We start from the raw sequence: 21794 nt of genomic DNA, 5'->3' as shown, positions 1-21794 counted from the left end.
GCTAAAACGCTATTTACCGAGGCAAAAATTGCTAAACATTTCATCTAGAATTTCGTCTCGCTCAAATGGACGCGAAATACGTGCAATCGCCTCAATCGCGCGATTTATCTCAAATGCAAAAAGCTCAAGCTCGCCGCAAGACAGGCGCTCGCTCGCGTTTTTAAGAGCCGCGAGCGCGCTCTCGCAAGATAGAATTTGCCGCTCGTTGCTTAGCATAAGGCCATCGAAATTTTGAGAATTTAAGTAGCTCTCAAGCGCGGTTAAAATTTTATCCACGCCCTCATTTGCAGAAATTTCAAGCGGCGCAAAAATGGAATTTGCTTGGGTATTTTGCCCAACGGGATTTATTGCAGAGCTATTAGGCGCGATAGAATTTGAAGAATTTTGTTTGGAATCATCTTTCGTAAAATTCTCCGCAGCACAGCTTGCAGTAGCACGCTCGGTATTTGACGATGCTAGTCCCGCTTTTGCGGTGGAATTCTGCTCCATCGGATTTATAAAATTAGCAAGGGCTATTTGGCTTGTAGGCGCGGAATTTGTGGAAGTAGAATTTTGCGCGCTTAAGTCACATTTTAAATTTTTAGCTTTTAAATTCTGCGCGCAGGAATTTAAAGAAGCGTCGCAGGTCCGACTTTGCTTTAAATTTTCGGCTGTGAAATTCTCTGATATGGGATTTTCAGTTGCGAAATTTTTTTCAGAAAAAGCCTCTAAATCCTCGTCAAGATCCTCCACGCTAGGATGAAATTTACGCGACAAGTCGCATTTATTTAAAACGTAGATGATTTTTTTGTCTTTTTGTTCGCGCAGTATTTTTAGGATCTGCGCGTCCTCGGCGTCCCATTCGCGACTTGCATCAAACACTGCCAAAATCACGTCCGCCTCGCTTGCAGCGCGAAGCGAATATGAAATGCCGATACTTTCGAGCTTTGAGCCGCTGTGTCTGATACCTGCAGTATCGACTATACGGATTAGATGAGTGCCTATCTGCAGGCTTTCTTCAATGAGATCGCGCGTAGTGCCCGCTTCGTCGCTCACGATAGCGCGACTAAAGCTCAGCATAGAGTTTAAAATGCTTGATTTACCGACATTGGGCTTACCCACAATCGCTACTTTAAAGCCCTCGATTAGCCCTCTTCGGCTGCGGCTGATGCGAGTGATTTTTTCTAGAGAAGCGATATTTTGGCTAAGCATTTCTTGAGAGTTTTGCAGCACATCAGAAGGCAGATCGTCCTCCGCGTAGTCGATGCAAACCTCGACAAAAGCTAGCGTTTTAACCAGAGCCTCGCGCAGATTTGTGACGAAGTCTGCTAGCTCGCCTCGCAGGTTTCTAGCTAAAATTTTAGCCGCACTTTGCGAGCGCGAATTAATCAGATCGCTTATGGCTTCAGCTTTACTAAGATCCATTTTGCCATTTAAAAACGCTCGCTTACTAAACTCGCCCGGATTTGCTATGCGCGCACCCAAAGCCAGCACGGCATCTAACGCCAAGGATGAAGCCGTAAAGCCGCCGTGGGTCTGCACTTCTACGACATCCTCGCCGGTAAAGCTATGCGGAGCTTTAAAATATATCAAAATCGCCTCGCCGAACGCTTCGCCGCTCGCGTCAAAAAGATTCACAAGCGTAGCATAGCGAGGGCGCAAAGAACTGCGATGTGAAAGGCCTAAAGCGATAGACAGTGCTTCCTCGCCTGAAATTCTAACTATACAAATTCCGCCGATGCCGTGAGCCGTAGCGATAGCGGCGATAGTCTCGCTCACGATTAGCTTTTTTCGTCTACGATGACGATTTTGCCGCTACGCGTGGATTTGATACCCACGAAACGATCCGGATATGCTTGTTTTAGCTTGTCGGCTACGATTTTGATAAATGCGCCATCAAAAGCCTTCGTGACGATACGCTCATTTCCGGAGCGTTCCACGAGTGCATTTACATAAGAATCGATAAATCGTTCTTGATTTTGTAAAAATTCCGCGATTTCAAAAACCACAGCAAGATCATATCTAATGCTGATCCAGTTGTAAATCATATACGAAAGTGCCTTGTAGCGGTGCCCCTCTTTGCCTATCAAAAGCGCGCTATCCTCGCCTTGTAGCTTGATATAGACGGTATTTTCGTCGATTTTGCTAACATCGCTAACTTCGATATTAAACTCGCTTGATCTGAAAAGTGCAGATAGCTTCTCTTTGATATCGGATAGAATTTCATCCGTCACAATGCCCTTTTGCTTTTCTTTGCGATGTTTAGAATGCGTGGCGCGCGAATTTTGTGGCTCTGATTTATCGCCCTGCTTTTTCTCTGCTTTGCCGGCTTTATTTTGCGAGGCGTTAAATTCCGGATTTTCGCTAAATTTCTCCCCTTCCAAAACCGCTTCTATAATGGCATTTTTCTTGAAAAAACCCAAAAATCCGCCGCTTGGGTGTTGCAGGACGCGCACGTTAAGCTGCGTTACCGAACATCCAAGCTCAGCTGCTGCTTTATTATATGCGTCTTTTAAATTTTCTGCTTCAATTATCATGATTTTTTCTCCGCTATTTGAGCTTGTTTATGCCTAGCAAAGGCTTTATTAATGACGTATTGCTGGATAATGGAGCAGAAATTATTTACCGTCCAGTATAGCGTAAGACCAGCAGGGAACATCACAAAAAATACCGTAAAAATGAGCGGCAAGAATTTCATCATCTTCTCTTGCATCGGATCGGTAAATGTAGTCGGCGTAATCTTTTGCTGCAAAAACATCAAAATTCCCATCGTAATCGGCAGGATGTAATATGGATCTTTAAGCGACAGATCGTGGATCCACAGCGCCCACTCCGCGCCCTTTAGCTCGATCGCATTAAGCAGCACGCGGTAGATCGCGAAAAATACCGGTATTTGAAGCAGGATCGGTAAGCAGCCGCCCATCGGATTGGCGCCGTTTTTCTTATACAGATCCATCATATGCATCTGCAGCTTTTGCTTATCATCCTTGTATTTTTCTTGAAGCTCTTTCATCTTGGGCGCCAGATCTTTTAGCTTATTCATAGATAGCATTCCCTTGTAACTTAGCGGGAATAAGATTAGGCGGATGATGAGCGTAAGCACGACGATCGACCAGCCCCAGTTACCGATATAGCCGTGCAACCAGTTTAGAAATTTAAACATCGGGCGGGCGATGAAAGTAAACCAGCCATATTCGATAATGTGCGTAAGAGCAGGATTTATCGAGCTTAGCGTCGCGTGATCTTTCGCGCCGATATAGCCCGTAAGACTAAGATCGCCGTCTGAGCCTATGAAAACCTGCGAAATTTTATCTGCGTCAGTCACGGTCACATTCAAGCTTTCTCCGTAAAATAGCGTCGTATAATAGCGATCGGAGCTTGCAGCGATATTTGCGCCACTTATTCGCTCGTTTTTATCCACGTCGCCATCTTTAAAAATTTCTACGCTTTCGTTTATAGCCTGCGAGCCCGTAAAAAATGAAGCGATTTTATCTGAAATTCCAGCTTCGCCCGGTTTTCCAACGATGACGCCGTGAACCGTATAGCTATCTACTTCTACGTTCGGGCGCGAGCCGGGGCTGATAAAATAACGCGCATTGCCGCTTAACTTCAGATCCAATTTATAACTACCATTTGGATAAAAGGTAAGAATTTTATTTATGCTAACGGCGCCTAAACTTTGACTTAATGTAACACTAGCCTCTCCGTTTCGTACGTCCAGCTCGCTAGATGAAGCGCTATAGGGAGTATCGAAAGCCATTGCATTCAACGCCGCGTCCTCGAAGCGCATCTCAAGCGGTTTAGAATGTGATTTAGGATCGATCAAATTTATCGCATCGCCGTTTTCGTCACGGAATTTAGCATCATTTAGCACATACGAGCTTATGCGACCGAGTCCGTCGATCGTAAAATTTGCTTCTTTTCCGACTACGCGTACTAACGGTGCAGAGATGGAATTTACGGTATTTAAATTCGCTCCCTGCGCGCTCACACCAGCGGCGGAAGTTTGCGGAGCGGACTTGGCGGTATTTTTTTGCGCGATTTGCGCCGCGGTTGCGTTTGCCTCCATTGCGGCGCGAATTTTTGATAAATAAAAATGATCGTAAGCTACAAAAAATATGAGCGCAGTTGCTATTGCAATAGCAAGGCGCTTTGATTGAGGAAGTTTATCTAGCACTATTTTCTCCTAGTCGTATGACGTAATATCTATTTTTTTTATATGGTATAAACCAAAGCTTAAATTTATCCGCAGAGGCATTGCTGCTGCGGATTTTAGAAAATACGCAAAATTTGAAATTTCGCGCGATTATCGGATAATCTATGCCACCGCTAAAGAGCGGATTGCATCTTAAAATTCTAGACGTTACAGCGCAGAGTGCGCCAAAGACGCCGTTAAACTTAAACTCATAAAGCGCGTATTCCGAACAGCTCGGATAATAACGGCAACAGCGCGGTAGCAAAGGCGAAATAAATTTTCGATAAAACCCGATCGCGGCTATAAAAAATTTCTTCATTTTACTGCGCCGATCTTTTTAAACGCCCATTTTAAATTTCGCTCGATGTCTTCAAAGCTCATATCTATGATCCGCTTTTTTGCGATTAATATAAAAATTCCGCTAACAATGGCGTCTTTTTGATTATAAAACGCTGCGCGCAGAAGCCTTTTGGCGCGATTTCGCACGACTGCGTTGCCTATTTTTTTACTGGCGACCGCGCTAAATCTGCGTTGCTCGCTCGCCAAAAAATACACGACAGCGCATTCGCAATGCCACTTCGCCGCACTTTTATAAACCTCCGAAAAAACCTTGCTATCGCTTATCGCAGCGAATTCGCCTACGCAGCCAATCTTCTTCTGCCTTTAGCACGTCTTGCACTTAAAACTCTGCGGCCGTTTTTTGTTTTCATGCGGACGCGAAAGCCGTGAGTACGCTTTTTAGGGGTATTGTGGGGTTGGTACGTTCTTTTCATAACTGTTCCTTTAAGAAAATGTAAAGCTGAAATTTTATAGAAACTTTACTTAAAAACCGATAAACAAAAGTAGCCCTAGCGCCGATAAGCGTCGCCTTGCAGCTTTTTGCGGCGCAGTTTTAAGTCCTGTTCATTTTTATTGTTTCGCTCCTTGATGTCTTGCATCGGCTGTTTTTTCATCGAAAAATCATCGTGGTCGCCTACGCCTTTTGATTCACGTTGCAAATTATTTTGTAGGCTTTGCCTATCTAGTTCATTTTTTTGACGATTTAGCAGAATTTCACTATGGTTTTTCTCAAATTCTGATTGTTTATCGTTCGCAACGTAAGCGCTGACACCAAGGCTTACTGCGCGCCCATCTTGCGCTCTTATTGCCGTGCAATCAGCAAATATCGCACCGCAAAGCAGCCAAAGTATCAAAGCCTTTTTCATTTGCGTTTAAATTTGCCTGCCATCGCGCGATAGATCGCCGCCTCATTTTGTAGCGTCAAATATCTTTGATTTAGCTCGTTTATCTTAGCGTTTACGGCGTCGGTGCGAGCTTCTAGCATATCCTTTAGCTCGCTTGAGCCCGCTTCGTATTTCGCGGCGTAAAGATCGGCAATACGCGCCTTTTCATCGTAAGCGGCACTTAAATTTTTAAGGCTAGCCAGATTGATCTGGTAAATTCTATATAAATTTAGCACCTCATTCGTAGCGTTAGAGAGCGTCTGTTCGTAATTTACGACGTTTTTGCGAAAAGCGATCTCTGAAATTTTAAGACGGTTTTCAACCCTCGCATAATCCAAAAACGGCAGACTTATGCTTACGTTGCCGCTTAAAAAATTTAGCTTGAAACTATCGTTAGCGCTCACGCCTTGCCCGTTAGTAAGCCCTGCGCCCAAATTCACGCTAGGAAAGAAATTTAACTTAGCGGTCTGTTCATCATAAAAACTGGAATTTAACCTAGCGATCGCAGCTCTAATGTCGGGACGGTTAGCAAGCGCCGTGTAAGGCACATTTAGATCAACGCCTTGGAATTCTATGGAATTTATCGAATCGGTGTTATCATCAAATTGCAAGCTGGAAGAGATGAGATTTCTCATATATTTATGATTATCCTCGATATTTTTTTGAATGCTTAAGACCTTGTTTTCAAGCCCTAGGATAGAATTTTGAATCTGCCTGTAATCTAGCTGCTCAGACTTGCCATAATCATATTTTGCCTTGATTATTTTTTCGATCTCTCGGTAATCGCTTAAATTCTGTTTTGTCCATTTTAGCGAATCGTTTAGATAAAGCATCTCAAAGTAGCCGCTTACAACGGAATTTATAAGAGTCAGGCGAGTATTTTCAAGGTCAAACTCGCTAGCTTTGGCGTTCCAGCCCTCGGCATTTACCGCCGAGCGGATCTTGCCGAAAAGATCAAGCTCGTAGCTTACGTTAAAGCCCGAACTATAGGTTTTGTTCCAATTCGAGCCGGTGCTTATGTCGCGATTAGCGCCCGCACTCCACGAGCTGCTTAGCGTAGGAAAAAGATCAGCCCTACTTAACCCTAAATTTGCATAAGCACTCTCAACGTTTAAAGCCGCTGTTTTTAGATCATAGTTATTCGCAAGGGCTTGATCTACAAGCTTATTTAGGTACGATTCGCCATATTTTTTATACCACAGCGTATCGATTTCATAGCTTGCATTTTCATCCTTGAAATGCTCTACAGGTTTAAATTCAACCTCACTTTGATTTGAGGCACAACCGCCGATAAAAACAGCTAAAACGCCGCTTAAAATTACTTTGGAATTTATCATTTTCTCTCCTTGTTTATTCTTGTGCTAAAGCATCTATCGGATTTAATCTGCTGGCGTTTCTTGCCGGCAGATAGCCGAAAACTATACCGATCGCGGACGACGCCGCAAAGGCGATCACGAAAGGCGCTGTAGTGAATTTCATCGCAAAATCCGGGCTTATGGTATTAAACGCAAATCCAAGCGCTAAAGCGATTAAAATTCCTAAAGCTCCGCCGAGCGAGCAAAGCAAGATCGCCTCTATCAAAAACTGCTGCAAGATGTTGGATTGCTTCGCGCCGATCGCCATTCTGATGCCGATTTCGCGAGTGCGCTCGGTAACGCTTACGAGCATGATATTCATCACTCCGATGCCGCCCACGACGAGCGAGATCACTGCGATCGATGAGATCAAAATCGTCATCGTGCCGGTAGTGCTTTGTATTGTTTGTTTGATAGTATCTGCGTTCATCGTATGAAAATCCCGCGAGCCGTGTCTTTGGATAAGTAGCTGAGTTAGGCTCTCTTCGGCCACTTGAGTATTGACATCGTCTTTTATTTTGATGGTGATAGAGCTGATTTTTCGATTGCCCGTGATTTTATTCATCACGGTTGAGTACGGCGCGTAAATTCTTAAATTTTCGTTGCTTCCGAAGGCATTTTTATCCTTGCCCGAAACTCCTATGATCTTAAGCGGCTTACCCGAAAATAAAATCGTCTTGCCGATCGGATCTGAATTTTTAAAAAATGTTTTTTTAGTGTTTGGATCGATAATCGCGACAGAGGCAGAATTTTTAATATCGTCGTCGCTAAAATTTCTACCATCTTCTATATCTATGCCATTAACCGCCAAAGAATTCACGCCACCACCGCGCAGTTGAGCCTTGGAGCTTAAATTCGCATAAGTTGCCGTACCGCTTGCAGAAGCATTTGGTGTGGCATAATCGACGTAGGGCTGGCGCGCCAAAACCTTAGAATCGCTTATCGTAAGGGTGCTCACAAAGCCTGCTCGCACATCGCCGAAATTTTTACCAGGAAAGATATCGATCGTATTGGTGCCAATTTTGCGGATCTCGGATAAAATTTTTTCCTCCGAACCCTTACCGAGAGCTACTACGCAGATAACAGACGCAATGCCAATGATGATGCCTAGCATCGTCAAAATCGATCTTAGTTTATGCGAAAATATCGCGCTAATGGACATTTTAAAGCTCTCGATGAGCTGATCTTTGCAAAATATAAAGGAATTTTTCGTTTTGATCTGCTCTTTTTTGCGCTCAAAAACCCGCTCAGCCTTTCTTTTATCGCTTAAAATTCTACCGTCTTTGATCTCGATGATACGATCCGCAAATTCCGCAATATGCGCGTCATGCGTAACTATGATGATGGTGTGACCCTCTTTGTGCAGCGCCGTTAAAATTTGCATCACCGTCTCGCCGCTTTTGCTATCAAGCGCGCCGGTAGGCTCGTCTGCCAAAATCACTTCGCCGCCGTTTATCAGAGCGCGGGCGATACTTACGCGCTGCTGCTGCCCGCCGCTAAGCTTGCTCGGTAAATTTTTGGTGCGATCGCCAAGCTCCAGCTTATTCAAAAGCTCTACCGCTCGTTTCGTCCGTTCGCTCGCCCCTACGCCCGCATACACCGCAGGCAGCGAGACGTTTGCGGTCGCGTCCATCGTAGCGATGAGATTGTATTTTTGAAAGACAAAGCCGAATTTTTTACTTCTAAGCGCCGCAAGCTCGTCGCCGCTTAAATTCGCGGTCTCGCGACCTTCGATCTTGTAGCTTCCACCGCTTGGCGTATCGATGCAGCCGATTATGTTCATCAGCGTCGATTTTCCGCTTCCGGATTGCCCGATTATCGATATAAACTCGCCCGCTTCGATATTTAAACTTACGTCCTTTAGTACGTGGATTTCGTTATCGCCGAGAATGAATTTTTTGTTTATATCTTTAAGCTCTAGCATCTTTACACCATAAAATTTTAACTAAAACACCATCGGAGGCCCGTCCATATTTAACGGCGCGGCTTTTCCGTCGGCTATAAGCACCTCGTCTTTTTCATCCAAACCGCTTAAAATTTCAGTATTTAAATCGTCGCTGACGCCCGTTTTTACGTATCGCTGCTCGGGCTCTTTGCCGTTAAGCACCGTGACGTAATCGCCTTTCGCGTCGCGCTTGATAACCGAAGTAGGTAGGTAGCTCGTATTGTTCGCTTCGCTTACGATTATGTTGTTTTCGGTCGTCATTCCAATCTTTAAAAAATCGTTTTCGTTATCCACGAGCATCTTTGCGTAAAAATAGATCGCGCTATCGCTACTACTAGAGGAAGAAGAGCCATTGGAAGTTTTATCGTAAGTCCCGTCGCTAAGCGTGGTAAGACCAGGATCGATCTTGTAAATTTTAGCCTTTTTGATATTATCAAGATCCGATAGTATGGAGTATTCTACGTCCATTCCGACCTTTACTTTGGATATATCGCCCTCTGCGATTTGCATCTTGATCTCCATCTTGCTTAGATCGGCGATCTTTACGATCGTAGGCGTAGTTTGGTTGGAATTTACCGTTTTGCCCTCCTCTACCGGCATGGAAACGATCGTGCCGCTTATCGGAGCCGTGATTTTAGTGTAGCCAAAATTTGTCTCCGCGGTGCTTAGCTGAAGTTTGGTCTGCTCGATCTGCGCCTCGATCTGCTTCTGCTCGGCCTCTTTTAAAGCGGCGCTATTTTTGGCGTTTTCCACAGCCTCTTTGGAAGCGGCGTTTCTTTTATACAACTCAAGCTCGCGGTTATACTGCGTTTTAGCGTTTGCCGCGGCGATCTTTGCCGAAGCTAAATTTGCCTCGTGAATCAGAAGCTGCGCCTTTTGTTGCGCGATCTCGTTTTCTTGCGTGACCGAGTCGATCTGCGCTATCATATCGCCCTTTTGAACCTTATCGCCCACTTTGACGTAGAGTTTTTTGATCTGACCGCTTACCTGCGCGCCCACATCGACCAAATCTCTGGCGTAAACCTCGCCCGCAGCCGTCACCGTGCCTCTAATATCGCCCTTTTCAAGTCTAGTCGTAAGAGCTTTCGGCGCCTCTTCTTGCTTAAAAAATTTACCGTATAAGAAATATATCGCAATAGAGATAAGTACGATAGAGACGATAAATTTCAAGGTTTTTTTCATTTTTCCAACTTCAAATAAAATAAGGGCTAATTCTAATGTAAAAATATAAAATTTTAGTTAAATACTAAATTCTTTGCTCGCGCACGGCGTAAAATTTCATGATCTTTTTATGTAAAATTAGCGAAACATAAATCAGCGCCGAGCCCGCAAGTAGGTGCGCCAGATCGGCATCCTTTTGCCAAAATACCAAATTTACGACGATTGCTGCGGGGATGAGCGCGTTATTCATAATCGCAAGCACGCCGCTATCGACTTCGCACGCGCCTTTGTTCCACAAAAAATACCCTAAAGCGCTGGCTACCGTACCCAGATACACGATCACCGCGCCTTGCGAGAAACTGGGATTAAATTTAGAAAAATCCCCAAGCACGATCGCGGCAATCGCCGTAACGGCGGCGGCCCCCACAAAAAAGTAGCCGAAAAGCTCCTTCTGCTCGCTAAAGCCGTGGCGCTCCAGCATAAATTTATACGCGCTCTGTCCAAGTCCGAAGCATAGATTTGCGCCTTGTACGAGCAAAAAGCCTGTCAAAAACTCGGAGCTTATTGCGCCGAATTTGATCACCAAAGCCCCAAGCACCGCGACTGCGACGCTGAAAAGGTATAACGCGCGAAATCTAAGCTTAAGCGCGTCGTAAAGCAGCGTCACGTAAAACGGAGTAAATATCGTAAAAAGCGCTACTTCATAGACCTTCAGATACGCAAAGCTGCGGTAGTAGAAGATATACATCACGCCGATCTGCACGGCGCCTACGGCGCAAATTTTAAGCGCTAAAGCGGGATTTACGCCGCGAAATTTCATAAACGGCAAAAAGCAAATTAGCGCCAATGATACGCGCGAAAACGCCAAATACGCGCTGTCTATGCCGCGCAAAAACTCGCCTATCAGAGAGAAACTAAAAGCCCAAATACAAGTAACCAAAATCAGTTTTTTCAAAACGTCCGCCTAGGCTTTAAAATTTGAGCGGACATTTTATAAAATTTTAGTTGAATTTGGGATTTAAATTTCGCCTGCGCGGCATAAATTTAGGTTTTTATTTATTTTAAATGTGTTAAAATTATCCGATTTTTGAAATTTAAGGGTAAAAATGAACGACGTTTCGGTTATAGTTCTTGCCGCAGGGCTGGGCACTCGGATGAAGTCGCAAAGGGCCAAGGTTCTTTTCGAGCTTTGCGGCGAGCCGATGATAATCCACATCTTAAAGAAAGCTTACGAAATTTCAAACGACGTGAGCGTGATTTTACACTACCAATTCGACGAGGTTAAAAACGCGGTTCTAGCGCACTTCCCAAACGCTAAAATTTACAAACAAGACCACGAGCATTTCCCCGGCACTGCGGGCGGACTAAAAGAGGTCGAAATCCGCGGAGCCAAAACGCTCATAATCTGCGGCGATATGCCTTTGGTAAAAAGTGCCGAGCTTCGCAAACTCTGCGAGGCGGACGCGGAAGTAAATCTAAGCGTTTTTAGCGCGCGCGATCCTTTCGGATACGGCCGCGTAATTACCAGAGGCGGCGAAATTTTAAAGATCGTCGAGCAAAAGGACGCGAGCGAAGAGGAAAAAGCGGTAAAAGACGCAAACGCCGGCTGCTACTGCTTCAAAAGCGACGCGCTAAAACAGATCCTACCGCAAATCAAACCAGATAACGCGCAAAAAGAATACTACCTCACAGACGCGATCAAAATTGCCAAAGATATGGGCCTAAAATGCGCCGCCGTGTGGGTGGACGAGCAAAGCTTCATGGGCATAAACGATAAGCTCGCCCTCAGCATCGCCGAAAATTTAATGCAAAACGAAATCAAAGAAAATTTGATGAAACAAGGCGTTTTAATGCGCCTACCGCAAAGCATCTACATCGACGGCAGAGCGAAATTTATCGGCGAGTGCGAGCTGCAAGAAAACGTAAGCATCATCGGTCCTTGCGTGATCGAAAGCTCGCTCATTAAAAGCGGCTGCGTCATCGAAGATAGCGTCATAAAAAACTCCGACATCGGTCCGATGGCACATCTACGCCCAAAATGCGAAGTTATAGGCACCCATATCGGAAATTTCGTCGAGCTTAAAAACGCGAAAGTAAACAAGATCAAGGCGGGGCATTTAAGCTATCTCGGAGATTGTGAGATCGATGAGGGTAGCAATATCGGCTGCGGCACGATTACGTGCAACTACGACGGCAAGAAAAAATACAAAACGATAATCGGCAAAAATGTCTTTATCGGCTCGGACACGCAGCTAGTAGCGCCCGTGCGGGTGGCCGACGACGTCATAATCGCCGCGGGCACGACTGTCACAAGCGACGTTCCAAGCGGCGCGCTGGCGATCAGCCGAAGCAAACAAATCAACAAAGATGGGTTTTTCCATAAATTTTTTAGGAGCGAAGATGAATAAGAAAAAGGTTTTACTCGCGGTTTGCGGGAGTATCAGTTTTTACAAAGCGTTTGAAATTTTATCCGCTCTGAAAAAGTCGAATTTCGACATCTATGTCGCGCTTAGCGACGGCGTGCAGGAGTTTGTCAGCTACAAAGCTTTCGAGGCGCTATGCGATCACCCCGTGCTTTGCAAAGCCAACGAAAACTGGCAGGCGGGCATCAACCACATCGCTTATTCCAAAGTGGATTTAGTTTTAATAGCGCCTGCGACGGCAAATACGATAAACAAGCTCGCGTGGGGCGTCTGCGACAACGTATTTTTAGAGGTGCTAAACGCGGCTTTCGCCCACGCTAAGGTGGTTATCGCGCCGGCCGCAAATCCAGCGCTACTTGAAAACAACATCACGAAAAACTGCATCGATATGCTAAAAGCGAGCGTAAATGCGTATTTCGTCGATCCGATAGAAAAAACCCTAGCTTGCGGCGACACCGGCAAGGGCGGGCTAGCAAGCACCGAGGCGATAATGCAGACGCTAAAGCGCGCGCTTTATAACGATAAATTTTGGGAGGATAAAACCGTCATCATCACCGGAGGCGCGACGATCGAAAAGATCGACAGCGTGCGCGGCATTACGAATTTCTCCAGCGGCAAAACCTCCAAAGCGCTCGCCGACGCGCTGTTTTATCTAGGTGCGGACGTAACGCTGATCTCTAGCAACGAGTATGAAAATTTACCATACAAGCTCGTTAAATTTGAAAGTACTATCGGGCTAAAATCAGCACTTGACAGCACGAAATTCCCCGACGGCGCATATTTGATAATGGCTGCCGCGGTAAGCGATTACTCGCCGAAGGTGCGCTACAAAGACAAGGTGAAAAAAGCGGAGATCGGCGAAATTTGGAATTTACGCCTGGGCGAGAACGAGGATATCTTAAGCTCCGTGCGCGGAAATATCAAAAAGGTGGGCTTTAAACTCGAAACCGACCGCGAAAATGCCGTCGGCGAGGCCAAACGCATGCTAAATGAAAAGCATCTCGACGCCGTCTGCCTAAACGTGCTGGACGACATCATCAAGCTCGGCGGCGACGTCCTTAAGGTCACCTTCATCACAAAAAACGATCAGGTCGTAATAGACACCGCGCCGAAGGACGAAGTCGCCCTAAAAATCGCGGCTGAGCTGAAAAAAATCTGATCCGTGAATAGCCTAAATCATCTAGCCCTTGTGATGGACGGCAACGGGCGCTGGGCGAAAAAGCGCGGTCTGCTGCGCACCAGCGGGCACGAAGCGGGTGCGGAGGTCGTGGAGCAGATCTGCGAGTTTTGCATCGACGAAGGCATCGCAAACCTCACGCTATACGCCTTTAGCACCGAAAATTGGAAGCGCCCGAAAAACGAAGTGGAATTTTTGATGAAGTTGCTTCAAAAATTCCTAATTTCACGCCGCAAAAAATTTATCCAAAACGGAATAAAATTCTATCCTATCGGCGACATATCGGTTTTTGAGGGCGATCTGCGAAGCGAGATCGAATATCTTTCAAATTTAACGCAAAACGGGCGAGCGCTAAATTTTAACCTAGCGATCAACTACGGCTCTCGCGACGAGATCGTGCGAGCGTGCGAGCGGCTGCTTGCAAGCGGCGAGCGGCTAAGCGAAGCGGGCATCGGCACGCATCTGGATACCGCGCACAGCGGCGACGTGGATCTGCTGGTGCGCACGGGCGGCGAGCAGCGGCTGTCGAATTTCTTACTCTGGCAGGCGAGCTATGCCGAGCTTGCGTTTACGCCGACGCTGTGGCCCGATTTCACGCGCGAGGAGCTTGCGCGCATAGTGGATGATTTCCGCCGCAAACAACGCCGCTTCGGCGGTCTTTAAGCTGCGGCGCAGTCGCTCTAACGGTCGCTTTAAATTTTAAAATTTTAATTTGCAGAACCGCCTGCGATGCAGTAAATTTTAAAATTTAATCCGCGGGCGCTCACGACACCATGAAATTTTAAAATTTCAGGATTTTAATTTACGGCATCGTAAAATTTAAAATTTTAACTACGTAGGCGCGTGGCGCCGTGAAATTTCAAAATTTTAGAATTTTAAAATTTCGCCCTTTTAAATTTAAAGCCCTAGCGCGAGCCGTGTTGCGCGGCGCGGTAAATTTAACGCGGCAGAATTTTAAAAATCACGCCGCGCATTCGTGCAAAGACCGAAAGGAAGGCTATGAGCTACTACATACAATGTGGTTGCGGCAAAAAGCTTACCAAAAAGCCGATGAAAACTCTAAGATGCCCAAGATGCGGCAGCGTGTATAAAAAACCAAAGAAATTTATACTGGCGGTCTACATTTGCCTGCTGCTGTTTTTTATGCTAGCGTTTACTTTCATCCCCGATAAAATGGGGATTTTGGCGTCCACAGGCAGCGGGATAGGCGCATATATTATGTTTTTATGGATCGTAGATACTTTGAACTTCGATCTTTTGGATGCCGTGATACTGGTGGCGGGATTTTTGATTTTCGGCGGATTATATGGGGCATGGGGCGAACCGCTAATCGCAGGGCTCATAGCCATTTTATTTTGCGTAGGCGCGGCGGCTATTTTCGTAAAATTTTTCCCTTACGAGAGGCAAAAAATCAATGAAAACTAAGAAATTTCTCGCTACCATAGAGCGTTTGATTAAATTTTAAAAAGTTAAAGTCTCAAAGGAAAAAGATGGATTTAAATATCGTTTACGGCGTGATTTTTGCGGTATTCGGCACCTGCGTAGGCTCGTTTTGCAACGTTCTGATCTACCGCCTGCCGCGCGGACAGAGCGTAAATTTTCCCGCTTCGCACTGCCCCAAATGCTCTCACGCTTTAAAATTTTACCACAACATTCCGCTGCTTTCGTGGCTCTTTTTGGGCGGCAAATGCGCCTTTTGTAAAACCAAAATTTCAATCCGCTACCCGATCGTCGAGCTTTTAGGCGGCACGCTTGCGCTTGCGGCGTATTTCGGCGAGCCCGATCTTGCAAAAGCCGCGGTGCTTGGGCTTTGCTTTATCTTGCTTATGGCGCTTTCAGCGATCGATTTTGAGTATAAAGCCGTACCGGAGAGCCTTCTTTACGTAGTTACGGCGCTTTCGCTTGCTTATACGCTGATGTATGATTTTGATCTTAGAGGCGTGGGCGCAGCGGCGGGATACGCGGCGATATTTTTCGTGCTGCGCCTCATCGTCACCTTCGTGCTAAAGCGCGAAGCGATGGGAAGCGCGGATATTTTTATCGCGGGCGTTATGGGGGCGATTTTGGGCTGGAAGCTGGGCGGCATCTCGATCTACATCGGCGCGATTTTGACGCTGCCTGCGTATCTCATCGCGCACAAAAGAGGCTACGAGCTGCCGTTCGTGCCGTTTTTATCGATGGGGCTACTTCTTACTTTTATTTTTAGAGATCAAATTTTAAGGCTCTTGGACGTCATTTATGGATAGGGTGCAGCGCTATTTATTTAGCAATTTCGTCGGTTCCTTCGCGTCGCTTTTCAGCACGCTTTTTATCATAATGTCGATCGTCTTTTTCCTTCAGATCGCGCGCATTACGTCGTTTATCGAGATAAATTTTTCAGAGCTAGTCAAGCTCTATCTTTTCATGCTGCCGCGCATCCTCATATTTACGGTGCCGATCGCGTTTTTCGTAGCGCTTAGCATCTCGCTTTTTAGGCTATCTAAAGAGAACGAAACCATCGTAATATTTACGATCGGCTACGCCACGCGCAAGATCGCGCTGTTTTTCGGCATAAGCGCCGCACTGTGCTCCTTGGCACTGCTTTTCGTCTCGCTTTTTATGATGCCGATAGCCGAAAATTTAAAGGACAATTTCATCGATTACAAAAAAATTAGCGCGACGCTAAATATCAAATCCAACGAATTCGGGCAGAAATTCTCCGACTGGCTCGTTTTTATCGATTCGCAGGAAAACAACGGCACAAGCACCCTGTATAAGGATCTGGTGCTGTATAATCCAGGTGGCTCGCAGGATCACGAGCGGATGATCGTAGCGCGTAGCGGCGAGTTTAAAAACGAAAACGCGAGCTTTTCCGCGATGCTGCACGACGGCAAAATTTACACGATGGGCAGCAATCAGTGGCACGTAAGCGAGTTTGAAAGCCTAACTCTGCGTACGCAAAGCGACCGCAATATTCGCGGCGGAGGCGGCGTGATCGGATACTGGAGCGAGATGGGCGGCAGCGAAAAGCGCAGAAAAGAATTTAGCATCTACACCCTCGTTTCGCTCTTTCCGCTGGCGAGCTTTCTGTTTGCGCTAAGCCTCGGTATCGTGACCTATCGCTACGAAAAGGGCTTCGTTTACGCGGGGATCTTCGGCGTGCTTTTTAGCTACTTCGCGCTGATCATGCTACTCTCCAAATACCCGAGCATCGCGCTTCCAGTGACATTCAGCGTTACGCTTATCACATCGCTGCTTTACTACAGGATAAAAATTGCCCCGAGGTACTGAAAAAAGCTCCGAGCTCTGCGGCGGCGAAATTTTAAACAAAAGCTCGTCTGCTCGAAATTTAACGGATAAAATTTCGGCGAGCAAGCCTAACGCGTCTGAAATTTTGCGTGGCGTAAATTTAGAACACGAAGCACAAAACGGCGAGCAGGCTTTGATCTTAAACGATAAAATTTTAAATTTTAAAAATTCTGCTCTCGCGAATGCTGCGAGCGATACGGCTATCCATACTGCGCCCGATTGCGGTTTGAATCACGAAAGCGTCAGGCGGAATTCGGACGCCGTTTGTGCCAAAGAGGTCGCGCGCGCGGCAAATTTAAATTCCGCCCGCAAAAATTCCGCCGATACCGCCGCTTCCGATATTTGCGCGACAAACGCTGCGAAAGCTAATGGGTCGAGCGGCGACGCTTTAAAAATCCATATCTCGCCCGTTGCCGAATTTTGCACTACCCTTCCCACGTCCGCCCGCACCGCAAACTCCCGCAAGGCAAACGCCGCCTATAAAGCGGATGCCCCCGCAAACACGCCAGCAAGCGCGTCCGAACTCAAAAATATTATTAAAAGCGCGCCCGTAAGCGGCTTCGCAGCAAGCGAGCTTGCGCACATAGGCAAAATAAGCACTGCGCCAAATACCCCCACAGATGCGTGCTCATATGCCGCGAGCACGAACTCCGAGCGCGTAAAGCTCAAGCTCATCTACTCCTACGACGGCTCGAAATTTAGCGGCTCACAGTCTCAGCCCCACGGGCGCGGCGTCGAGGACGTGCTGCGCGCGGCTTTGGGGCGAGTGGGGATCTTCGCGCCGCTTATCAGCAGCTCGCGCACCGATAAAGGGGTACACGCGCTGCGCCAGGTAAGCTGCGTCGAATGCACCGTGCATTGGGAGCTGTCGCGCCTAAAAGAGCTCATCAATCGCCACTGCGCGCCCTATATTTTTGTACGTCACATCAGCCCGGTGCCGCGCGATTTTCATCCGCGTTACGACGCCGTGGCGCGCTCCTATCGCTACGTTTTAAACCATGGATGTCCGAGCCCCTTTCTTAGCGATTTTTGCGTGTTTTATCCGCGTGTAGATCTTGCCGCGCTCAATGCTGCGCTTGCAAATTTTATCGGCGAGCACGATTTTAGCGAGTTTATGAAAAGCGGCAGCGACATAAAAAGCCCCGTGCGCGAGCTCTACGTCGCGCGCGCCTACTCTTTTAGAAATTTAACCTTGATAAATTTTAAAGCCAATGGATTTTTGCGAGCGCAGGTGCGGCTGATGGTCGCAAACGCCCTAAAATCCGTGCAAAGCGGGCGCAAGATCAGCTTTTCGCGAGCGCTTAGCAGAATCCCCTTTCCGCCAAACGGGCTGTATCTTAGCAGCGTGAGTTATTAAGGCTTGAAATTTTATCTATAGGCGTTTGGATTTCAAGCTTAGAATTTTATCGCGGTAAAATTCCGCATAACAGAGCAGATCACCGTCCTACTTTGATATTAAATCACTTGCGCCGCAATGTGTAAAATCGTAAATTTGCGCGAAATTCGATCTATTTTTATTAGAATTTTATAGAAATTTAGCAATACTTTCAAACTTTTAACTCAAAAAGGAGCAAAGATGAAAAAATTTTCTGTTGCTTTGGCCGGTTTGGCCTTACTAGCTAGCGTTTCAGGCGCTAAGGAGTTCATCAATATCGGCACCGGCGGTATGACCGGCACCTATTATCCGGTAGGCGGCGCGATTTGCCGCTTGATAAATATGGATAAAAATATGAAATGCTCCGTGCAATCAACGGGCGGCTCGACGTATAACGTCAATAACGTGCTTAAAAAAGAGCTAAATTTCGGCTTCGTTCAAAGCGACGTCGTCTATGATAAATACAACGGCACGGGCAAATTTCAAGGCGCGGCGGATAAAAATTTACGCTCCGTAATTTCGATCTATCCGGAGCTTTTGGCTTTCGTAGTTTCTAAAGAAAGCGGTATTAAAGCCTACGGCGACGCTGCGGGCAAAAAGATCAATATCGGAAACCCGGGCAGCGGCAACGAGCTAACTAGCATGATAGTTTTTGAAAATTACGACTTCGATCTTAAAAAGCTCGCCCAGCACGGCGTTTTAACGGCGCAAGAATGCCCTATGGCGCTAAAAGATAAGAAAATCGATGGATACTTCTACGTCGTAGGACATCCGACCGCAAATATCACCGATGCGGCGACTTCGCTTCCTATCGACTTAGTCGGCATCGATGATGAGCATATCAAAAAAATTCTAGAAAAATATCCATATTTTGCCAAAGGCGTGATTCCTGCGAAAATGTATGACGGCGTAGATCACGATACGCAGACTATCGGCGTAAAGGCCGTGCTAGTAACCGACGCTAGCCAAAGCAACGAAGCGGTTAGAGCGGTAGTTAAGGCTATACTTGATAATTTTGACGAATATAAAAAGCTACACCCTGCGTTAAATTTGGTAAGCAAAGAATCTCTTTTAGAGGGGCTTAGTGCGCCGCTTCATCCTGCGGCAGAGGCGGTGTATAAAGAAGCCGGGCTGCTGAAATAGGCTAGTTGATGGAGAAATCTACACAAAACGACGAGCAGGTTTTAGAGGTAAAAAGTAGAGAATTTACCTCTAAAAAGCTCTTCTGGCTCGTGACGCTGGTCTGCTTCGCGTGGTCGGTCTTTCAGCTTTACATCGCGTATTTTACGCTAAATACGAATATCGCGCGCTCAATCCACTTGGCGTTCGCTGTTTTTATAATTTTTTCGCTTTTTCCATTTCGCCCGCGTTCCAAGGCGCATTTTTATATCCCGTTTTACGATTATATTTTATTAATCGTCGGAGTCGCCGCGATCTTGTATCCTGCGATAGAATTTAACGGGCTAGCGCAGCGCCCGGGAAATTATCTAACCAGAGATATCGTAGCAGCCTTTATAGGTATTTTTATCCTTTTTGAAGCAGGTCGTCGTATGATGGGACCAGCGCTTGGCATTATCGCTTTTACCTTTCTTCTATATTGTTACTTCGGCCCCTATATGCCAGATATCATCGCGCACCGCGGCGCAAGCTTTGAACTGCTTGCAGGGCATATGTTTTTAACGACCGAGGGCGTATTCGGCGTGCCAATAGGGGTCAGTACCAGCTTTATCTATCTGTTTGTGCTATTCGGCGCTCTTTTGGAGCGAGCCGGAGCGGGGCAGTATTTTATAAACGTAGCGTTTGCGATTTTAGGTCGCTTTCGCGGAGGACCCGCCAAGGCTAGCGTAATCGCTAGCGGACTAACCGGCATGGTAAGCGGCAGCTCGACCGCAAACGTCGTGACAGTGGGCACTTTTACGATCCCGCTAATGAAAAAGGCAGGGCTTACCGCCACTAAGGCGGGCGCTATCGAGGTCGCTGCGGGCGTAAACGGGCAGCTTATGCCGCCTATCATGGGCGCTGCGGCGTTTATCATCGCAGAATTTTTAGGTATGAGCTACACTAACGTAATGATCGCGGCGGTGATCCCCGCTTTCGTCTGCTATGCGGGGTTATTTTTTATCGTGCATCTGGAAAGCTGCAAGCTAGGGCTTCGCGGCAGCCGCGATTACGCCAAGGTTTCAAAGCTAAAAATTATATTTAGCGGCATTCATTACATAATCCCGATTTTGGTGCTTCTTTTTACTCTATTGATTCTGAAAGAAAGCGCGATCTCTGCGGCGTTTAACTCGATCTGCGTGCTATTTTTAATAATGATCGTCCAAGAGCCCGCCAAGAAAACGATATTTGGCGAAAAGGTTGGCAAGTCCGATTTTATCGTAGGTTTCGTAGATATTTTTTGGGCTATGGTGGGCGCTGCTAAAAATATGGTCACGGTAGCCGTTGCCACCGCGCTAGCGGGCATTATCATCGGCTCGATCTCGCTTACCGGGCTGGGACAGGTTCTTTCAGAGCTCGTAGAAGCAGTCGCAGGAAACAGCATAGTACTAATACTTCTGATGACTGCGATAATGAGCCTGATTTTGGGCATGGGACTTCCTACGACGGCGAATTATATCGTCGTTTCAAGCCTAATCGCGCCAGTGATTTTGATACTAGCGGGCAAAAACGGCTTTTTGATCCCTGCGATCGCGGTGCATCTTTTTGTCTTTTATTTTGGAATTTTAGCCGACGATACCCCGCCAGTGGGTATTGCAGCATACGCTGCGGCGGGTATCGCAAAGGCAAATCCGGTAACCGTGGGACTTCAGGGCTTCGTGTATGATCTGCGCACCGCGGTGCTTCCGTTTGCGTTTTTCTTCAACAATAAGCTGCTTTTGATCCAAAGCATCGGCGATCCGATGGATTCAAAAAGTATCGTTTGGATCAGCGATCCACTGCAAATCGTGCTGATTTTTGCCACGGCGATCGTGGGTATGTTTGCCTTCAGCTCCTCGCTACAAGGCTGGTTTGTAACAAAATGTAATCCACTAGAGCGCCTGCTATTGCTGCTAGTAACGCCGCTAATGCTGGTGCCTAATATCTGCGCGAAATTCATAGAGTTTATCCCAAGTGAATACGCAAGCTACGGCATCGGCGCTGCGATATACGTGCTGATCTTTGCAAAGCAGTGGCTTTTAAGGCCTAAGGGCTCGGACGATACTCACGCCGAAAATAGTGCGCCTACGGCGTAAATCCAAATTTGATCCTGCTAAATTTTAAGATAAATTTGCGGGGTCTTATTAAATTTTACTCTTTTGCACCTAGATTTAAATTAAGATCAGATCCTTTCTTTAATTTTAATCTCAGCAGATTTACGACATGGCGGTAACTTGAGTTTAAAATTTAGTGCAAACTCGGTTTCAATTTATCTAGTGTAGCGCGTCAGTACACATGCGGCATCATGCATGGGCGAGCGCGGTAAATACGGCATGTGAACCTTTCGCAGCAACTTAACATATTGTACGAAATGCGGCAGATAATGTACGCAGCACAACTAATCTCGTTAGCAATAAAATTTAACTTACATCGATGCACGGCATAACGCACCACAAAGCTTCACCGCTCTCATAGATTTTAAATTTCAAATGCTCTGCTGTGCGGCTGATGGTCTAGATTTTTAGGGAGCGCGCGG

Annotated in this window: 20 protein-coding genes; 9 read left to right on the top strand and 11 right to left on the bottom strand. The window is 46.5% G+C overall.

Annotation, left to right across the window (positions count from 1 at the left end; translation table 11 throughout):
- Positions 1 to 9: 9 nt before the first annotated feature.
- The 11 genes from mnmE to QZ176_RS04120 form a co-directional block, all read right to left on the bottom strand.
- Complete coding sequence (gene mnmE / locus QZ176_RS04170) at positions 10 to 1758, bottom strand: tRNA uridine-5-carboxymethylaminomethyl(34) synthesis GTPase MnmE (RefSeq protein WP_295151417.1); 1749 nt, start codon at positions 1756 to 1758, stop codon at positions 10 to 12.
- A 2-nt stretch (positions 1759 to 1760) separates the two neighbouring features.
- Positions 1761 to 2516, bottom strand: a complete 756-nt coding sequence (locus tag QZ176_RS04165) for a Jag N-terminal domain-containing protein (protein ID WP_295151416.1) — start codon at positions 2514 to 2516, stop codon at positions 1761 to 1763.
- Entirely contained in the window at positions 2513 to 4156 is a 1644-nt protein-coding gene (yidC, locus tag QZ176_RS04160) for a membrane protein insertase YidC (RefSeq protein ID WP_295151415.1), read from the bottom strand. The genes QZ176_RS04165 and yidC overlap by 4 nt, the downstream gene beginning before the upstream one ends.
- Positions 4146 to 4493, bottom strand: coding sequence for a membrane protein insertion efficiency factor YidD (gene yidD, locus QZ176_RS04155; protein ID WP_295151414.1), 348 nt, complete (start codon positions 4491 to 4493; stop codon positions 4146 to 4148). Before yidD ends, yidC begins: the two co-directional genes overlap by 11 nt.
- The gene (rnpA, locus tag QZ176_RS04150; RefSeq protein ID WP_295151429.1) at positions 4490 to 4798 is read right to left on the bottom strand and encodes a ribonuclease P protein component; all 309 of its coding nucleotides are present in this window, start codon (positions 4796 to 4798) and stop codon (positions 4490 to 4492) included. The genes yidD and rnpA overlap by 4 nt, the downstream gene beginning before the upstream one ends.
- 14 nt (positions 4799 to 4812) lie before the next feature.
- Positions 4813 to 4947 carry a 50S ribosomal protein L34 gene (rpmH, locus tag QZ176_RS04145; RefSeq protein ID WP_005873223.1) on the bottom strand — a complete coding sequence of 45 codons (135 nt, stop codon included), beginning with the start codon at positions 4945 to 4947 and terminating at the stop codon, positions 4813 to 4815.
- A 75-nt stretch (positions 4948 to 5022) separates the two neighbouring features.
- Positions 5023 to 5379 (bottom strand): hypothetical protein, encoded by a 357-nt coding sequence (locus tag QZ176_RS04140; protein ID WP_295151413.1) that lies wholly within the window; start codon positions 5377 to 5379, stop codon positions 5023 to 5025.
- Positions 5376 to 6734, bottom strand: a complete 1359-nt coding sequence (locus QZ176_RS04135) for a TolC family protein (protein WP_005873225.1) — start codon at positions 6732 to 6734, stop codon at positions 5376 to 5378. The genes QZ176_RS04140 and QZ176_RS04135 overlap by 4 nt, the downstream gene beginning before the upstream one ends.
- 13 nt (positions 6735 to 6747) lie before the next feature.
- On the bottom strand, positions 6748 to 8676 hold the full coding sequence (locus QZ176_RS04130) for a MacB family efflux pump subunit (RefSeq protein ID WP_295151412.1): 1929 nt from the start codon (positions 8674 to 8676) through the stop codon (positions 6748 to 6750).
- A 21-nt stretch (positions 8677 to 8697) separates the two neighbouring features.
- Positions 8698 to 9879 (bottom strand): efflux RND transporter periplasmic adaptor subunit, encoded by a 1182-nt coding sequence (locus QZ176_RS04125; protein WP_295151411.1) that lies wholly within the window; start codon positions 9877 to 9879, stop codon positions 8698 to 8700.
- Positions 9880 to 9943: 64 nt separating this feature from the next.
- Positions 9944 to 10813 carry an EamA family transporter gene (locus tag QZ176_RS04120; protein WP_295151410.1) on the bottom strand — a complete coding sequence of 290 codons (870 nt, stop codon included), beginning with the start codon at positions 10811 to 10813 and terminating at the stop codon, positions 9944 to 9946.
- A 151-nt stretch (positions 10814 to 10964) separates the two neighbouring features.
- On the opposite strand from QZ176_RS04120, the gene glmU reads away from it, so the two are divergent.
- The 9 genes from glmU (at position 10965) to QZ176_RS04075 (ending at position 21354) form a co-directional block, all read left to right on the top strand.
- Entirely contained in the window at positions 10965 to 12266 is a 1302-nt protein-coding gene (glmU, locus tag QZ176_RS04115; protein ID WP_295151409.1) for a bifunctional UDP-N-acetylglucosamine diphosphorylase/glucosamine-1-phosphate N-acetyltransferase GlmU, read from the top strand.
- On the top strand, positions 12259 to 13440 hold the full coding sequence (gene coaBC / locus QZ176_RS04110) for a bifunctional phosphopantothenoylcysteine decarboxylase/phosphopantothenate--cysteine ligase CoaBC (RefSeq protein ID WP_295151408.1): 1182 nt from the start codon (positions 12259 to 12261) through the stop codon (positions 13438 to 13440). The genes glmU and coaBC overlap by 8 nt, the downstream gene beginning before the upstream one ends.
- Before the next feature lie 3 nt (positions 13441 to 13443).
- Positions 13444 to 14121 (top strand): polyprenyl diphosphate synthase, encoded by a 678-nt coding sequence (gene uppS / locus QZ176_RS04105; protein WP_295151407.1) that lies wholly within the window; start codon positions 13444 to 13446, stop codon positions 14119 to 14121.
- A 336-nt stretch (positions 14122 to 14457) separates the two neighbouring features.
- Entirely contained in the window at positions 14458 to 14883 is a 426-nt protein-coding gene (locus QZ176_RS04100) for a hypothetical protein (protein WP_295151406.1), read from the top strand.
- 65 nt (positions 14884 to 14948) lie between these two features.
- Positions 14949 to 15704: an A24 family peptidase gene (locus tag QZ176_RS04095; RefSeq protein ID WP_295151405.1), complete on the top strand. Its 756-nt coding sequence runs from the start codon at positions 14949 to 14951 to the stop codon at positions 15702 to 15704.
- Positions 15697 to 16728: an LptF/LptG family permease gene (locus tag QZ176_RS04090; RefSeq protein WP_295151404.1), complete on the top strand. Its 1032-nt coding sequence runs from the start codon at positions 15697 to 15699 to the stop codon at positions 16726 to 16728. The genes QZ176_RS04095 and QZ176_RS04090 overlap by 8 nt, the downstream gene beginning before the upstream one ends.
- A 691-nt stretch (positions 16729 to 17419) precedes the next feature.
- Positions 17420 to 18103 carry a tRNA pseudouridine(38-40) synthase TruA gene (truA, locus tag QZ176_RS04085; RefSeq protein ID WP_295151428.1) on the top strand — a complete coding sequence of 228 codons (684 nt, stop codon included), beginning with the start codon at positions 17420 to 17422 and terminating at the stop codon, positions 18101 to 18103.
- 219 nt (positions 18104 to 18322) lie between these two features.
- Entirely contained in the window at positions 18323 to 19264 is a 942-nt protein-coding gene (locus QZ176_RS04080; RefSeq protein WP_295151403.1) for a TAXI family TRAP transporter solute-binding subunit, read from the top strand.
- 8 nt (positions 19265 to 19272) lie between these two features.
- Positions 19273 to 21354, top strand: coding sequence for a TRAP transporter permease (locus QZ176_RS04075; RefSeq protein WP_295151402.1), 2082 nt, complete (start codon positions 19273 to 19275; stop codon positions 21352 to 21354).
- Positions 21355 to 21794: the final 440 nt, after the last annotated feature.

It is taken from the genome of uncultured Campylobacter sp. (assembly GCF_905373215.1).
In the GTDB taxonomy this organism is placed as follows: domain Bacteria; phylum Campylobacterota; class Campylobacteria; order Campylobacterales; family Campylobacteraceae; genus Campylobacter_B.
This window is presented reverse-complemented; position numbering and strand designations above follow the sequence as displayed.

What these genes read in the sequence shown, in the direction of transcription:
- QZ176_RS04165 (WP_295151416.1), bottom strand. Translation starts at nt 2,516, where the DNA reads ATGATAATTGAAGCAGAAAATTTAAAAGACGCATATAATAAAGCAGCA.
- yidD (WP_295151414.1), bottom strand. Translation starts at nt 4,493, where the DNA reads ATGAAGAAATTTTTTATAGCCGCGATCGGGTTTTATCGAAAATTTATT.
- rpmH (WP_005873223.1), bottom strand. Translation starts at nt 4,947, where the DNA reads ATGAAAAGAACGTACCAACCCCACAATACCCCTAAAAAGCGTACTCAC.
- QZ176_RS04140 (WP_295151413.1), bottom strand. Translation starts at nt 5,379, where the DNA reads ATGAAAAAGGCTTTGATACTTTGGCTGCTTTGCGGTGCGATATTTGCT.
- QZ176_RS04135 (WP_005873225.1), bottom strand. Translation starts at nt 6,734, where the DNA reads ATGATAAATTCCAAAGTAATTTTAAGCGGCGTTTTAGCTGTTTTTATC.
- QZ176_RS04130 (WP_295151412.1), bottom strand. Translation starts at nt 8,676, where the DNA reads ATGCTAGAGCTTAAAGATATAAACAAAAAATTCATTCTCGGCGATAAC.
- QZ176_RS04125 (WP_295151411.1), bottom strand. Translation starts at nt 9,879, where the DNA reads ATGAAAAAAACCTTGAAATTTATCGTCTCTATCGTACTTATCTCTATT.
- glmU (WP_295151409.1), top strand. Translation starts at nt 10,965, where the DNA reads ATGAACGACGTTTCGGTTATAGTTCTTGCCGCAGGGCTGGGCACTCGG.
- coaBC (WP_295151408.1), top strand. Translation starts at nt 12,259, where the DNA reads ATGAATAAGAAAAAGGTTTTACTCGCGGTTTGCGGGAGTATCAGTTTT.
- QZ176_RS04100 (WP_295151406.1), top strand. Translation starts at nt 14,458, where the DNA reads ATGAGCTACTACATACAATGTGGTTGCGGCAAAAAGCTTACCAAAAAG.
- QZ176_RS04095 (WP_295151405.1), top strand. Translation starts at nt 14,949, where the DNA reads ATGGATTTAAATATCGTTTACGGCGTGATTTTTGCGGTATTCGGCACC.
- QZ176_RS04090 (WP_295151404.1), top strand. Translation starts at nt 15,697, where the DNA reads ATGGATAGGGTGCAGCGCTATTTATTTAGCAATTTCGTCGGTTCCTTC.
- QZ176_RS04080 (WP_295151403.1), top strand. Translation starts at nt 18,323, where the DNA reads ATGAAAAAATTTTCTGTTGCTTTGGCCGGTTTGGCCTTACTAGCTAGC.
- QZ176_RS04075 (WP_295151402.1), top strand. Translation starts at nt 19,273, where the DNA reads ATGGAGAAATCTACACAAAACGACGAGCAGGTTTTAGAGGTAAAAAGT.